Below are 13642 nucleotides of genomic sequence, written 5' to 3' on the forward strand. Positions count from 1 at the left end.
AGTCGAATTGCCTCCCGCGCGCCGAAATGAGTTCATATGGCTCATAGGCCCGGCAGGTAGCGTCCGTCGAAGTTGCGATAAATTGCGAAGATTCGGACATGGCGATACTGCCATGAATACCCTGGGGCCACACTGACACGCCCCGGAACGCCTGGCAGCCATGCCGACAATTTGGTGCTGCAGATTTTGGAGACGCGTTAAATGGCGCATAACGAAGCAGTCGACGTAGTACTGGTTGGGGCCGGCATCATGAGTGCCACCCTTGCAGTGCTGCTCAAAGAGCTCGACCCCGCGATCAAGCTGGAAGTCGTCGAGCTGATGGATTCCGGTGCCGCGGAGAGTTCCAACCCGTGGAACAACGCCGGTACCGGTCACGCCGGGCTATGTGAGCTCAACTACACGCCGCAGGCAGCCGATGGCGCCGTCGACATCAAGAAAGCCGTGCACATCAACACCCAGTTCGAGGTGTCGAAGCAGTTCTGGTCGTATTTGACCAAGAAGGGCACGTTCGGCTCGTGCAAATCGTTTATCAGCCCGGTGCCACACCTGAGCTTCGTGCAGGGCGACAGCGGCGTGTCCTTCCTCAAGGAACGCTTCAAGGTGCTGAGCAAGCACCACGCCTTCGCGGACATGGAATACACCGAAGACAAGGCCAGGATGGCCGAGTGGATGCCGCTGATGATGCCTGGCCGCGATCCTGGCGAAACCCTCGCCGCGACCCGCGTGATCAATGGCACCGACGTCAACTTCGGCGCCCTGACCAACCAGTTGCTCAAGCACCTGACCAGCGCACCCGATGCACAGGTCAAGTACTGCAAGCGCGTGACCGGCCTCAAGCGCAGCAACGGTGGCTGGACTGTCAGCATCAAGGACGTCAACAGCGGCAACACCCGTGAAGTCGACGCCAAATTCGTCTTCCTCGGCGCGGGCGGTGCGGCTTTGCCGTTACTGCAGGCTTCGGGCATCGAAGAGAGCAAAGGCTTTGGCGGCTTCCCGATCAGCGGCCAATGGCTGCGTTGCGACAACCCGGAAGTGGTCAAGCACCACCAGGCCAAGGTCTACAGCCAGGCTGCCGTAGGTTCGCCGCCAATGTCCGTGCCGCACCTGGACACCCGCGTAGTCGAAGGCAAGAAGTCCCTGCTGTTCGGACCTTATGCCGGCTTCACCACCAAGTTCCTCAAGCACGGTTCCTTCATGGACCTGCCGATGTCGGTTCGTGCCGGCAACATCGGCCCGATGCTGTCCGTGGCAAAAAACAACATGGACCTGACCAAGTACCTGGTCAGCGAAGTGATGCAGTCGATGGAGCAGCGCCTGGAGTCCCTGCGTCGCTTCTACCCTGAGGCGAAAGCCGAAGACTGGCGCCTGGAAGTGGCCGGCCAACGGGTACAGATCATCAAGAAAGACCCGAAAAAAGGCGGCATCCTGCAATTCGGTACCGAACTGGTCGCGGCCAAGGACGGTTCCCTGGCGGCACTGCTCGGCGCTTCGCCTGGTGCCTCGGTGACCGTTTCGATCATGCTGGAACTGATCGAGAAATGCTTCCCGGGCAAAGCCAAAGGCGAATGGGCTAGCAAACTGGCCGAAATCTTCCCGGCCCGGGAAAAGGTCCTGGAAACCGACGCTGCGCTGTATCGCAAGATCAACACGCAGAACAACGTTGCCCTGGAACTGGTTGAAGCCAGCAGCGAGACCGAAAGCTACGCTTGATTCGGCCTCATGAAAAACGCCCCTCTCTCGTCGAGAACGGGGCGTTTTTTTATGCATTTGAAAGATCGCAGCCTCGCTTCGCTCGACAGCGCCTACAGGAACACGCGGTCCAATGTAGGAGCTGTCGAGCGAAGCGAGGCTGCGATCTCTTGATCTTAACCGCGAACCTTCTCAATCAACTCGATGTAGTCCGACGCATTGCGCTGATCCTTGATCAGGGCAACGAAGTCATTGCCGTGCTCATCCTTGCCATTCACGTCGTATCCCGCTTCGACGAAGAACGTCAGGAAACGCTCGAAATCGTCGATGCGCAGGCCACGGTAGGCCTTGACCAGTTTGTGCAGGGACGGAGAAGTCGCGTCGACCGGTTCGAAATCGAGGAACAACTTGATCTGCTCATCGCCGATCTCGTCACCAATCACTTGTTTTTTATCTTTACGCATTGCCGACTCCAGCTCGCAGACATTTCACGGGGCGGGCAGTTTACCCCTGCGCGGGCACAGGGCTCAACGCGGACGAGTGCTGCCGGTGTGCAGATCGGCCCAGACATGGCCATTGGCGTAGCTGAGAAACTGGCAATACACCGTGTCGTTGCGCAACAAGTCGATCACCATCCGGTATTGCGCCAGCGGGTAATAAAGGGTCAGGGTCTTGCTCGCCTCGTCGTAAACCGGCTTCTTCAGGCTTTTGCTTTCACCATCGAAGTTGACCAGCACCTGACTGATGGTGGCGCCCTTGTTCAGGGATTTGCCCTTGAGCCGAATCATCAGCGGTGAAGTGACCGGAATCGGCTGTTGATTGGATTGACGCTGAGCGCCGACCACCACCGAGTAATCGGTGACCTGCATCAGTTGCTGCTGTTCGGGATCGGCATCGCGCAGAGTGAGGTCGTCCGGTGGCAGGAATTGACTGTGCATGGGGGCCGCGGCCAGGGGCAGGCTGAGGGTCAGCAACAGGGCGGCGCAGCTGCGGATAAAAGGGTTCATGGCAGGCTCCGGAGTCGGGCCGGGCACTCTAGCATGGGCAAGCGGATGCAGGGCTGTGAACACGACACCCTGTGGGAGCGGGCTTGCTCGCGAAGAGGGCGTGTCAGTCGCCTTGACGTTGACTGACACGCCCTCTTCGCGAGCAAGCCCGCTCCCACAGGAAGAAAATCAATCGAATTGCGCGCGCATCCAGGCCTGATACTCGGCAACACCAGGCTCGCCCTCACGCGGCGCCCAATGCGCCAGCTCACCCTCACCGACCGGGCGGTAAGGACCGGCCTTGCATTCGAACATCAGGCTGTCGGCCTCCAGCACCACCAACCCGTGGAACACACCGGTTGGCAGGTCCACGCCAACACAATCGCCACCGGCCTGCAGCACGGTCTTGCTCAGCACCGCACCGGTCTCATCAAAGATCAACACGCCCAGCCGCCCCTTGAGGACCAACAGGGTTTCGGCCTTGTTGTCGCCCAGATGCCGGTGAGGCGGGACATAGGTGGACGGCTGCAACCCCACCGCCATGCGATGGCAAGCGTCTTCCATCTGATGAAAGTTGTGATGCTGGCGTCCACGAGGATTGGCCGCGGCTTTCCCGGCCAGCTCGGCGAACAGGGTCTGATCCAGAAAGCTCGGCACGCTCATGTTCTTACATTCCTTTAACCGCAAAGATCCCGTTAGCATTACGCCAGTAGCCTTTGTAGTCCATGCCGTAACCGAAGATGTAGCGGTCGATGCACGGCAGACCGACGAAATCGGCCTTGAGGTCCGGGCGGGCCTTGCGGTCGTGGTCTTTGTCGATCAGCACGGCGGTGTGCACTTTGCGGGCACCGGCGTGTTTGCAGAAGTCGATGATCGCGCCCAGGGTGTGACCTTCGTCGAGGATGTCGTCGATGATCAGCACGTCACGGTCGATGAAGGAAACTTCAGGCTTGGCCTTCCAGAACAGGTCGCCGCCGCTGGTTTCGTTGCGATAGCGGGTGGCGTGCAGGTAGGACGCTTCCAACGGGAAGTGCAGGTAGGTCAGCAGCTTGCCGGAGAAAATCAGCCCGCCGTTCATCACACAGAACACCACCGGGTTGCTGTCCGCCAGTTGATCGTTGATTTGTGCACCGACGCGGGCGATGGCCGCCTCGACTTCAGCTTCGGTGTACAGGCAGTCAGCCTCTCGCATGATTTGACGGATATGCTCGAGATCAGCGGACATGGCGCTCTCCAAGGGGGGACGGATTCGGAAAAGCGGGCAAAGGTACGCATCCCGAACGGCCAGATCAAGCGTTTGTGGACTAACGTACTCTATGTCTATAGGACAACACCCTCGGATAGATTAATCTAGGCCGGTTTTTTTGCCCGCCGCCGGAGCCTTTCCCATGCCCATCCTCGAGATCCGCCACCCGCTGATCCGTCATAAACTTGGCCTGATGCGCCGCGCAGACATCAGCACCAAGAATTTCCGTGAGCTCGCTCAGGAAGTCGGCGCCCTGCTGACCTATGAAGCCACCAAAGACCTGCCGCTGGAATCCTACGATATCGAAGGTTGGTGCGGCACCGTATCGGTCGAGAAAATCGCCGGCAAGAAAATCACCGTGGTGCCGATCCTGCGTGCCGGCATAGGCATGCTCGAAGGTGTGCTCAGCCTGATCCCGGGCGCCAAAGTCAGCGCCGTGGGCGTGGCCCGCAACGAGGAAACCCTCGAAGCCCACACCTACCTGGAAAAACTGGTCCCGGAGATCGACGAACGCCTGGCCATGATCATCGACCCGATGCTCGCCACCGGCGGCTCGATGGTCGCCACTATCGACCTGCTGAAAAAGGCCGGTTGCAAGGACATCCGCGCCATGGTGCTGGTTGCCGCGCCGGAAGGCATTGCCGTGGTCGAGAAAGCTCACCCGGACGTGACCATCTACACCGCGTCCATTGATCAAAAACTGAACGAACACGGTTACATCATCCCGGGCCTGGGCGATGCTGGCGACAAGATCTTCGGCACCAAGCAGAAGGACGCGTGAGCATGCAGCAAGAGTTCAACGATCCGCTCTGGCGCACGGTGCTGTCCGGCGCACAGATGCTGTTCGTGGCTTTCGGCGCCCTGGTGTTGATGCCGCTGATTACCGGCCTCGACCCGAACGTGGCGCTGTTTACCGCAGGCCTGGGGACGATCCTGTTCCAGATCGTCACCGGGCGTCAGGTGCCGGTGTTCCTGGCATCGAGCTTTGCCTTCATCACCCCGATCATTCTCGCCAAGGGCCAGTTCGGCCTGGCAGCGACCATGGGCGGCGTAATGGCGGCCGGTTTCGTCTACACCTTCCTCGGCCTCGCGGTGAAGATCAAAGGCACTGGCTTCATCGACCGCCTGCTCCCGCCGGTGGTAATCGGCCCGGTGATCATTTCGATCGGCCTGGCCATGGCGCCGATTGCCGCCAACATGGCCATGGGCAAGGCTGGCGACGGTAGCGAGCTGATTCAATACCAGACGGCGATGATGATTTCGATGCCAGCGCTGCTGACCACACTGATCGTCGCGGTATTCGGCAAGGGCATCTTCCGCCTGGTGCCGATCATCTCCGGCGTGCTGGTGGGCTTTGGTATGGCGTTCTACTTCGGCGTCGTCGATACCGCAAAGATTGCGGCCGCACCGTGGTTTGCCATCCCGCACTTCACCGCACCGGAATTCAACTGGCAGGCGATTCTGTTCATCGTTCCGGTGGCCCTGGCCCCGGCCATCGAGCACATCGGCGGCGTGATTGCCGTGGGTAGCGTGACCGGTCGCGATTACCTGAAGAAGCCCGGTCTGCACCGCACCCTGCTCGGCGATGGCATTGCCACCACGGCGGCCGGCCTGTTCGGCGGCCCGCCCAACACCACCTACGCCGAAGTAACCGGCGCGGTGATGCTGACCAAGAACTACAATCCGAAAATCATGACCTGGGCGGCGATCTTCGCCATCAGCCTGGCGTTCATCGGCAAGTTCGGCGCGCTGCTGCAAAGCATTCCGGTGCCGGTGATGGGCGGGATTCTGTGCCTGTTGTTCGGTTCGATTGCGGCGGTGGGGATGAACACGCTGATCCGCCACAAGATCGATCTGGGCGAGGCGCGCAATCTGGTGATTGTGTCGGTGACCCTGGTGTTCGGGATCGGCGGCGTGTTGATCGGCACCGGCACCGGACCGGATGACTTCGGCCTCAAGGGCATCGCGCTGTGCGCGGTGGTGGCGATTGGCTTGAACCTGATCCTGCCGGGCAATGACAGCTGGAAGCACAAGAAGGCGAAGGAGCCGCTGATCTAAGCAGGTTCGGACTCTTCACTGACTGAAAGACCCTCTTCGCGAGCAAGCCCGCTCCCACATTTGGAATGCATTCCAGCTGTGGGAGCGGGCTTGCTCCGGGCGGCGTTCCGACGAAGCTTTTTAAAGCACCAACGGCGCTCGCTCGCACAACGCACTCAACGCCCGCGCCCAATGCGGGTCATCGTTGAGGCACGGCACCAGCACCAGGTCCTCTCCCCCCGCTGCGCGGAATTGCTCCTTGCCGCGATCACCGATCTCTTCCAGGGTCTCGATGCAATCGGCAACGAACGCCGGGCACATCACCAGAACCTTTTTCACGCCGCTTTTGGCCAACTCATCGAGGCGCGCTTCGGTGTAGGGCTCGATCCATTTGGCGCGCCCCAGGCGCGACTGGAACGACACCGACCACTTGCCCTCCGGCAATCCCATGCGCTTGGCAAACTCTGCCGCCGTACGCAGGCACTGGCCGCGATAACAGGTGGCAACCACCTCAGGTGGTGCCCCGGCGCAACAATCACCGCCACCCTCGAAGCTGTGACCGGGGTTGAGCTTCTTCAGATGCCGCTCCGGCAATCCATGAAAACTCATCAGCAAGTGATCGAAGTCCTGCTGCAAATGCGGCCGGGTCGTGGCCACCAGCGCATCGAGGTATTCCGGTTGGTCGTAGAACGGCTGGAGCACCGACAACTGCACGTCGAGGTTTTTCTCGCGCACCACGCGTCCGGCCTCTTCGATGACCGTAGTCGTGGTGCTGTCGGCGAACTGTGGATACAGCGGCGCCAGGGTGATCCGTTTGTGCCCCGCCGCGACCAGGCGCACCAGTGTCGATTCAATCGATGGCTCGCCATAACGCATTGCCAGTTCGACCGGGCCGTGCTGCCATTGACGGGTCATCGCTTGTTGCAGGCGACGGCTTAGCACCACCAGCGGCGAGCCCTCGTCCCACCAGATCGAGGCATAGGCATGGGCCGACTGCTCGGGGCGCTTGATCAGGATCAGCGATACCAACAGCCGTCGAACCGGCCATGGCAGGTCGATCACGTACGGGTCCATCAGAAATTGATTGAGGTAACTGCGCACATCCGCCACCGAAGTGGAGGCAGGTGAGCCCAGGTTGACCAGAAGCAACGCGTGATCGGTCATGCAACGTCCTATTTCAAAGGCGACCGGACAGATCGTCCAGAGCCGCGCGCAAATCCGTGAACTTAAAAGTGAAACCCGCCCGTAACAAACGCACCGGAGTGGCGCGCTGGCCGCCCAGCAACAGCAACGACAACTCGCCCAGCCCCACCTTCAACGCGAAGGCCGGCATCGGCATGAACACCGGGCGATGCAGCACGCCGCCCAATGCCTCGGCAAACTCACGGTTGCGCACCGGCTTGGGCGCGCACGCATTATAGGGACCGCTGGCCTCGTTGCGATGCACAAGAAAATCAATCAGGGCGATTTGATCGTCGATATGAATCCATGGCATCCACTGCCGGCCGTTGCCGATCGGGCCTCCCAGGCCCAGCTTGAACGGCAGTAACAGCCGCGACAAAAAGCCGCCCTCGGCCGATAGAACCAGCCCGGTACGGACAAGGATGACGCGAATGCCCAGCGCTTCAGCCCGCTGGGCGGTCTCTTCCCAGGCGATGCATAACTGACTGGCGAAATCATCGATGACCGGTGGCGACTCTTCGGTCAACTCACGTTCGCCACCATCGCCATACCAACCGACAGCAGAACCGGAGATCAGCACCTGGGGTTTCTGATCGCGGCTTTCCAGCCAGGCCAGCAGGGTTTCAGTCAGCGAGATGCGACTGCTCCACAACAGGGCTTTGCGTTTGTGCGTCCAGGGCCGGGCGGCAATCGGCGCACCGGCAAGATTGATAATTGCATCGACAGGTTCTTGCCCGAGATCCTCCAGACGGGCGATTCCACGCACTTGGGCACCACATATTTTCGCGACATTTCCAGGTTGGCGACTCCAGACTGTCAGGCGATGACCTTGGCCCAACCAGTGCCGGCAGAGCTGACGTCCTATCAAACCAGTACCGCCGGTCAGCAATATGTGCATGACTTCTTCCTCGCGTGGCGTTTTACCTTGTCCATTAGTCTATTTTTATAAGCAGGGATCTTTGGTATCGAGCAGGCTCTATGTTTAACAATAGGCCAAGCTGTCAGAACGAGAACGCTAAAAGTTATACCAAAAAACAACATTGTACAGGTTTGAACCCCGGCGTAGTCTGTACAGAAAGGTAAACGAGGCCCCTATGACTGTACCTATCGCAATCATCGGCACCGGCATTGCCGGACTCTCCGCCGCCCAGGCCCTGACGGACCTCGGGCACGTGGTTCAGCTGTTCGATAAAAGCCGCGGCAGCGGCGGGCGCATGTCGAGCAAGCGCAGCGATGCGGGGGCTCTGGACATGGGCGCGCAATACTTCACCGCCCGCGACCGCCGCTTTGTCACGGAAGTCCAGCGCTGGCAGGCCAAAGGCTGGGTCGCCGAGTGGACGCCGCAGCTGTACACCTTCCATGGCGGCCAACTCAACCTGTCACCGGACGAGCAGACCCGCTGGGTCGGCACGCCCCGCATGAGCGCCATCACCCGTGCCCTGATCGGCGACCTCGAAGTGCATTTCGCCTGCCGGATCACCGAGGTCTATCGCGGCGAAGAACACTGGCATCTGCAGGACGCCGAAGGCTTCACCCACGGTCCGTTCAGCCACGTGGTCATCGCCACGCCAGCCCCACAGGCCACGGCGCTTCTGGCATCAGCACCGAAACTCGCTGGCGCCGCGGCCGGTGTGAAAATGGACCCCACCTGGGCCGTCGCGCTGGCGTTCGAAACGCCGCTGGAAACGCCCATGGAAGGCTGCTTCGTACAGGACAGCCCGCTGGACTGGCTGGCCCGCAACCGCAGCAAACCTGGACGCGACAACACCCTCGACACTTGGGTGCTGCATGCCACCAGCGCCTGGAGTCGCCAGCACATCGACCTGTCCAAGGAGGCGGTGATCGAGCAGTTGCACGGCGCGTTTGCCGAACTGCTGCACGATTCCATGCCCGCGCCGAGCTTCAGCCTCGCCCACCGCTGGCTCTACGCCCGCCCCGCCAGCAGTCACGAATGGGGCACCCTGGCCGATGCCGACCTGGGGCTCTACGCCTGTGGCGACTGGTGCCTGTCCGGACGCGTCGAGGGAGCCTGGCTCAGCGGTCAGGAAGCCGCCCGCCGCTTGCATGAGCACCTGCAGTAAAGAGCATCAATCCGAGCAAATCGCTGCTGTCGCCCCTGACAGCAGCCCGTCAAAAAACCTATACAAAAAAATTGACTTGTATAACTTCGAATCTATGATGAAGTTATCTTGTACAGACCCGAATGTTTGTACAGGTTCAGATTCGAGGTACTCCGATGTTCCACGCCCCCGCCAAACCGAAAATCGCCATCAGCGCCTGCCTGATGGGGCTCGACGTGCGCTATAACGGCGGGCACAAGGCATCGCGACTGTGCAGCCGCACCCTCACCGATTACTTCGACTTCATCCCGGTCTGCCCTGAAGTGGCCATCGGCCTGGGCGTCCCCCGCCAACCGATTCGGCTGGTGGGCAGTGCGGATCAACCCGAAGCCGTGGGCACCCTTGATCCCAACCTTAACGTGACACAACCGCTGACCACCTACGGCCGGGACATGGCAGCGCAGTTGGGGGATATCTGCGGCTACATCTTCATGCAAAATTCCCCGTCCTGTGGCCTGGAGCGAGTCAAGGTCTACCACACCAACGGCGCACGGCCGGACAGTGTCGGACGCGGGATCTACGCCCGGACCTTCTGCCTGCGGCACCCGGACTTGCCGGTGGAGGAGGACGGCCGGCTTAACGATCCGGTACTGCGGGAAAACTTCCTCACCCGGGTGTTCGCCTACAGCGCCTGGCAGCAACTACGCCAGGAGGGCATGACCCGGCGCAGCCTCACGGACTTTCACTCGCGCTACAAATACCTGCTGATGGCCCATAACCCGGTGCAATACAAAACCCTGGGCCAACTGCTGGGCAACATGGGCAAAACCGACCCGCAGGAACTGGGCCCCCGCTATTTCAGCGAACTGATGGCGGCGCTGAAAAAATGCGCCACCCGCCGCACTCACACCAACGTTCTGCAACACCTCTGTGGCTACCTGAAACAGGCCATCAGCGGCGAAGACAAGCAGGAAGTGCAGCACGTGATCAGCCAGTACCGCCTGGGCATCGTGCCGTTGGTGGTGCCGCTGACGCTGCTCAAACATCACTTTCGCCAACACCCCGATCCGTACATCGCACAGCAGGTTTACCTGCAACCGCATCCGGAAAACCTCAGCCTGCGAAACGCCATCTGATGAAAAAAGCACTCGACGCCAGCGCCCACGAAGACCTCGGCGATGACTTTAAAAAGGCGCTGGAGGAAGGCTGGCTGCCGATCCGTGAAGTGGCGCGGCAAACCGGGGTCAATGCCGTGACCTTGCGCGCCTGGGAGCGGCGCTACGGCCTGATCGTGCCGCTGCGCACACCCAAGGGCCATCGGTTGTTCTCGGCCGACCACGTGCAACGCATCCAGGCCATCCTCACCTGGCTCAACCGTGGCGTTGCCGTCAGCCAGGTCAAGCCATTGCTGGACACGCCGCAAGCCTTCAGCGAGTCCGTCGACAACGATTGGCACGCCTTGCTGCAAACGTTACTGCAGGCGGTCAGCCGATTGCAGGAACGCGCCCTGGATGACAGCGTCAATCAGGCGATGGCGCTGTACCCGCCGCGAACCCTGTGCGAGCAATTGCTGATGCCTTTGCTGGCCGCTCTGGAGCAACGCTGGCAAGGCCAGTTCGGGGCGCAGATGGAGCGAGGATTTTTTTGTGCCTGGCTGCGCAGCAAGTTCGGTGCGCGCATCTACCATAACAATCGTCAGTTGCGCACCGCGCCGCTGCTGCTGGTCAACCACTCGGACCTGCCCATGGAGCCGCACCTGTGGCTCACGGCTTGGCTGATCAGCAGTGCGGATTGCCCGGTGGAGGTCTTCGACTGGCCGCTGCCTGTCGGTGAATTGGCATTGGCCGTTGAACTTCTGCAACCCCGCGGGGTTCTGCTGTACTCAAGCAAAGCCCTGAATCCGGCGCAGTTGCCGAAACTTTTCAAAGGTGTCAGTTGCCCAAAAATGATTGCCGGACCAACGGTATGCATCCACCAAACCGAGTTGTCCGTCAGTGCTGCCGAGATCGCTGACTTGTACCTGGCCGAAGATCCGTTGTCGGCACATCAGGCACTCGTTCAGCACGGGCTGATTTAAATGAATCCCGCGGATAGCAGAATGCAATTGATCTGGCTGCGCAGCGACCTGCGCCTACATGACAACACCGCCCTCTCGGCCGCCGCGGCTAACGGCCCCTGCATGGCGGTGTATCTGCTGAGTCCGCAACAATGGCTGGAACACGACGATGCGCCCTGCAAAGTGGACTTCTGGCTGCGTAACCTGCGCCAGCTGAGCCATGAACTGGGGCAACTGAACATTCCTCTGCTGATCCGCCGGGCGCCGCGCTGGGATGATGCACCCAAGATATTGCTGACCCTGTGTCGACAGTGGCAGGTCGACGCGTTACACCTCAACGATGAATACGGCATCCACGAGTCCCGTCGCGATGCAGCAGTCGCCCGGACCCTACAGGCCGAAGGCATCGAAGTTCGCCGCTACCTCGATCAATTGCTGTTCAAGCCCGGGAGCGTGCTGACCCGGACCGGCACTTACTTTCAGGTCTTCAGTCAGTTCCGCAAAATCTGCTACGAACGATTGCACCACTCGCTGCCCAACCTGGTCCGCGCACCGCACAAACAAGCGCCGCTGAACATTGCCAGCGATGCGCTCCCCTTGAGTGTCGACGGTTTTGCAACACCCGATGAGTACCTGCGCAACCTGTGGCCGGCGGGCGAAGCCGAAGCCAGGCATCGCCTCGACAGCTTTAGCGATGCGCAGATCGAGCACTATCAAAGCGAACGGGACTTCCCGGCGAAGTCCGGCACCAGTCAGCTTTCAGCCTATCTGGCCGCCGGGGTGATTTCTGTGCGCCAATGCCTGCACGCGGCCTTGAACAGCAATCAGGGTGAATTCGAAAGCGGCAAGACCGGCGCCGTCACCTGGATCAACGAACTGCTGTGGCGCGAGTTCTACAAACACATACTGGTGGGCTACCCACGGGTTTCCCGGCACCGCGCGTTTCGTCCGGAAACCGAAGCGCTGGCCTGGCGCAATGCCCCCGAAGAACTGGCCGCCTGGCAACAGGCGCGTACCGGCTTGCCAATCATCGACGCCGCCATGCGCCAACTGTTGGCAACCGGCTGGATGCATAACCGCCTGCGCATGGTGGTGGCGATGTTCCTGACCAAAAACCTGCTGATCGACTGGCGCGAAGGCGAACGCTTTTTCATGCGTCACCTGATCGATGGCGACCTGGCGGCAAACAATGGTGGCTGGCAGTGGAGTTCCTCCACCGGCACCGACCCGGCGCCTTACTTCCGGATTTTCAACCCGTTGAGCCAGTCGGAAAAATTCGACCCCGAAGGCGTATTCATCAAGCAATGGCTGCCGGAACTGGCCGGCTTGAATAAAAAAGACGTGCACAACCCCGCCAATCTCGGCGGCCTTTTCGGTGTTGTGGATTACCCCTCAGCGATCGTCGACCTGAGTACTTCTCGTACGCGTGCGTTGACGGCATTCAAAAACCTGCCCTCGCGGCAATACGCCGCCGTTGGGTCATGAATTACCGCCACCGGGATGACTTCGATGCCGGGGCTTTGCATTATGGACAATTACCCGTATTGGGCCGGGCAATTACCCGGGTGAAAAGGAGATTGGGATGAGTCGGACACTCGCACGACGATACTGGCTGACGGGTGCAAGCAGCGGCATCGGTGCCGCCCTTGCCGAAGAAATCCTCAAGACCGGTGCACACCTGGCCGTCAGTTCGCGCACCGTGGCACCACTCAAAGGCTTGTCGCTACGTTACCCGGGGCAGGTACTGGTGGTCGCCGGGGACCTGACCAACAGCCAGACCGTACGTGAGATCGGCGAGCAGATTGCCGAGGACTGGGGCTCGCTGGACACCGTGATACTCAACGCCGGCACCTGCGAGTACGTGGATGCCAAGCAGTTCGATGCGTCGATTGTCGAGCACGTGGTGCGTACCAATCTGTTGGCCAGTAATTATTGCATTGACGCTGCCGTGCCTTTGCTGCGGGCCGGCACCGCACCGCATATGGTAGCCATGGCCAGTACGGTGACCTACCTGCCGCTGCCCAAGGCAGAAGCCTGCGGCACCTCGAAGGCCGGGCTGCGTTACCTGTTCGAATCCCTGCGCGTTGACCTGGCCCCGGAAGGCATAGAACTCACAGTGATCAGCCCCGGGGTTGTCGAGGCGCCTCTGACGGCGAAAAACGACTCCCCCATGGCCTTGAGCTGGTCGGTGGAGAAAGCCGCGCGGCACATCTTCGACAAACTCAAGGACCGCCCGTTGGAGATCGCTTTCCCGGCAGCGTTCATGGCCGCCCTCTGGCCGCTCTCCAGACGGCCGGACCAAGTGAAACTGGAGATCGGCAAACCCATGGTGCGCAGCCAGCCGCCGATCAAGGATCAACCGTAAAAAGCGCCATCTTCGGCAACG

At 60.6% G+C, this 13642-nt stretch carries 14 protein-coding genes and 1 pseudogene; 9 read left to right on the forward strand and 6 right to left on the reverse strand.

Going from position 1 to position 13642, the window contains the following annotated elements; translation table 11 throughout:
- The first annotated feature begins 201 nt into the window (after positions 1 to 201).
- Positions 202 to 1710: a malate dehydrogenase (quinone) gene (gene mqo / locus PMI34_RS25175; protein WP_008045990.1), complete on the forward strand. Its 1509-nt coding sequence runs from the start codon at positions 202 to 204 to the stop codon at positions 1708 to 1710.
- A 155-nt stretch (positions 1711 to 1865) separates the two neighbouring features.
- Here the strand turns inward: mqo and PMI34_RS25170 are convergent, their stop codons facing one another.
- The 4 genes from PMI34_RS25170 to PMI34_RS25155 form a co-directional block, all read right to left on the reverse strand.
- The gene (locus tag PMI34_RS25170) at positions 1866 to 2153 is read right to left on the reverse strand and encodes a PA4642 family protein (protein WP_008045991.1); all 288 of its coding nucleotides are present in this window, start codon (positions 2151 to 2153) and stop codon (positions 1866 to 1868) included.
- Positions 2154 to 2216: 63 nt separating this feature from the next.
- Positions 2217 to 2696 (reverse strand): hypothetical protein, encoded by a 480-nt coding sequence (locus tag PMI34_RS25165; protein ID WP_008045992.1) that lies wholly within the window; start codon positions 2694 to 2696, stop codon positions 2217 to 2219.
- 168 nt (positions 2697 to 2864) lie between these two features.
- Positions 2865 to 3338 (reverse strand): WbuC family cupin fold metalloprotein, encoded by a 474-nt coding sequence (locus PMI34_RS25160; protein WP_008045994.1) that lies wholly within the window; start codon positions 3336 to 3338, stop codon positions 2865 to 2867.
- A gap of 4 nt (positions 3339 to 3342) precedes the next feature.
- Positions 3343 to 3900 carry a hypoxanthine-guanine phosphoribosyltransferase gene (locus PMI34_RS25155; RefSeq protein ID WP_008045996.1) on the reverse strand — a complete coding sequence of 186 codons (558 nt, stop codon included), beginning with the start codon at positions 3898 to 3900 and terminating at the stop codon, positions 3343 to 3345.
- A gap of 163 nt (positions 3901 to 4063) precedes the next feature.
- On the opposite strand from PMI34_RS25155, the gene upp reads away from it, so the two are divergent.
- Together upp and PMI34_RS25145 are read left to right on the forward strand one after the other, a co-directional pair.
- The gene (gene upp, locus PMI34_RS25150) at positions 4064 to 4702 is read left to right on the forward strand and encodes a uracil phosphoribosyltransferase (protein WP_008045998.1); all 639 of its coding nucleotides are present in this window, start codon (positions 4064 to 4066) and stop codon (positions 4700 to 4702) included.
- Between the two features lie 2 nt (positions 4703 to 4704).
- Positions 4705 to 5979 carry a uracil-xanthine permease family protein gene (locus PMI34_RS25145; protein WP_008046000.1) on the forward strand — a complete coding sequence of 425 codons (1275 nt, stop codon included), beginning with the start codon at positions 4705 to 4707 and terminating at the stop codon, positions 5977 to 5979.
- 120 nt (positions 5980 to 6099) lie between these two features.
- Here PMI34_RS25145 and hemH read toward each other — a convergent pair whose 3' ends face one another.
- The gene (gene hemH, locus PMI34_RS25140; RefSeq protein WP_008046002.1) at positions 6100 to 7122 is read right to left on the reverse strand and encodes a ferrochelatase; all 1023 of its coding nucleotides are present in this window, start codon (positions 7120 to 7122) and stop codon (positions 6100 to 6102) included.
- Positions 7123 to 7135: 13 nt separating this feature from the next.
- Positions 7136 to 8038: a TIGR01777 family oxidoreductase gene (locus PMI34_RS25135; RefSeq protein WP_008046006.1), complete on the reverse strand. Its 903-nt coding sequence runs from the start codon at positions 8036 to 8038 to the stop codon at positions 7136 to 7138.
- A 196-nt stretch (positions 8039 to 8234) separates the two neighbouring features.
- On the opposite strand from PMI34_RS25135, the gene PMI34_RS25130 reads away from it, so the two are divergent.
- The 6 genes and pseudogenes from PMI34_RS25130 (at position 8235) to PMI34_RS25110 (ending at position 13621) form a co-directional block, all read left to right on the forward strand.
- Positions 8235 to 9221, forward strand: coding sequence for an NAD(P)/FAD-dependent oxidoreductase (locus PMI34_RS25130; protein WP_008046007.1), 987 nt, complete (start codon positions 8235 to 8237; stop codon positions 9219 to 9221).
- A 155-nt stretch (positions 9222 to 9376) separates the two neighbouring features.
- Positions 9377 to 10336, forward strand: a complete 960-nt coding sequence (locus PMI34_RS25125; RefSeq protein WP_008046008.1) for a YbgA family protein — start codon at positions 9377 to 9379, stop codon at positions 10334 to 10336.
- The gene (locus PMI34_RS25120; protein ID WP_008046009.1) at positions 10336 to 11277 is read left to right on the forward strand and encodes a MerR family transcriptional regulator; all 942 of its coding nucleotides are present in this window, start codon (positions 10336 to 10338) and stop codon (positions 11275 to 11277) included. Before PMI34_RS25125 ends, PMI34_RS25120 begins: the two co-directional genes overlap by 1 nt.
- Before the next feature lie 21 nt (positions 11278 to 11298).
- Complete coding sequence (gene phrB / locus PMI34_RS25115) at positions 11299 to 12741, forward strand: deoxyribodipyrimidine photo-lyase (protein WP_008046011.1); 1443 nt, start codon at positions 11299 to 11301, stop codon at positions 12739 to 12741.
- A gap of 2 nt (positions 12742 to 12743) precedes the next feature.
- Positions 12744 to 12842: pseudogene (locus PMI34_RS29100) on the forward strand (nuclear transport factor 2 family protein); the annotation flags it as partial.
- The gene (locus PMI34_RS25110) at positions 12839 to 13621 is read left to right on the forward strand and encodes an SDR family NAD(P)-dependent oxidoreductase (RefSeq protein ID WP_008046013.1); all 783 of its coding nucleotides are present in this window, start codon (positions 12839 to 12841) and stop codon (positions 13619 to 13621) included. The pseudogene PMI34_RS29100 and the gene PMI34_RS25110, both read left to right, overlap by 4 nt.
- Positions 13622 to 13642: the final 21 nt, after the last annotated feature.

Origin of the sequence: Pseudomonas sp. GM74 (assembly GCF_000282455.1) — a bacterium.
In the GTDB taxonomy this organism is placed as follows: Bacteria; Pseudomonadota; Gammaproteobacteria; order Pseudomonadales; family Pseudomonadaceae; genus Aquipseudomonas.

Bases quoted from the DNA above. Each gene is read 5' to 3' on its own strand.
- mqo (WP_008045990.1), top strand. From the start codon at position 202: ATGGCGCATAACGAAGCAGTCGACGTAGTACTGGTTGGGGCCGGCATC.
- PMI34_RS25170 (WP_008045991.1), bottom strand. From the start codon at position 2,153: ATGCGTAAAGATAAAAAACAAGTGATTGGTGACGAGATCGGCGATGAG.
- PMI34_RS25165 (WP_008045992.1), bottom strand. From the start codon at position 2,696: ATGAACCCTTTTATCCGCAGCTGCGCCGCCCTGTTGCTGACCCTCAGC.
- PMI34_RS25160 (WP_008045994.1), bottom strand. From the start codon at position 3,338: ATGAGCGTGCCGAGCTTTCTGGATCAGACCCTGTTCGCCGAGCTGGCC.
- PMI34_RS25155 (WP_008045996.1), bottom strand. From the start codon at position 3,900: ATGTCCGCTGATCTCGAGCATATCCGTCAAATCATGCGAGAGGCTGAC.
- upp (WP_008045998.1), top strand. From the start codon at position 4,064: ATGCCCATCCTCGAGATCCGCCACCCGCTGATCCGTCATAAACTTGGC.
- PMI34_RS25145 (WP_008046000.1), top strand. From the start codon at position 4,705: ATGCAGCAAGAGTTCAACGATCCGCTCTGGCGCACGGTGCTGTCCGGC.
- hemH (WP_008046002.1), bottom strand. From the start codon at position 7,122: ATGACCGATCACGCGTTGCTTCTGGTCAACCTGGGCTCACCTGCCTCC.
- PMI34_RS25135 (WP_008046006.1), bottom strand. From the start codon at position 8,038: ATGCACATATTGCTGACCGGCGGTACTGGTTTGATAGGACGTCAGCTC.
- PMI34_RS25130 (WP_008046007.1), top strand. From the start codon at position 8,235: ATGACTGTACCTATCGCAATCATCGGCACCGGCATTGCCGGACTCTCC.
- PMI34_RS25125 (WP_008046008.1), top strand. From the start codon at position 9,377: ATGTTCCACGCCCCCGCCAAACCGAAAATCGCCATCAGCGCCTGCCTG.
- PMI34_RS25120 (WP_008046009.1), top strand. From the start codon at position 10,336: ATGAAAAAAGCACTCGACGCCAGCGCCCACGAAGACCTCGGCGATGAC.
- phrB (WP_008046011.1), top strand. From the start codon at position 11,299: ATGCAATTGATCTGGCTGCGCAGCGACCTGCGCCTACATGACAACACC.
- PMI34_RS25110 (WP_008046013.1), top strand. From the start codon at position 12,839: ATGAGTCGGACACTCGCACGACGATACTGGCTGACGGGTGCAAGCAGC.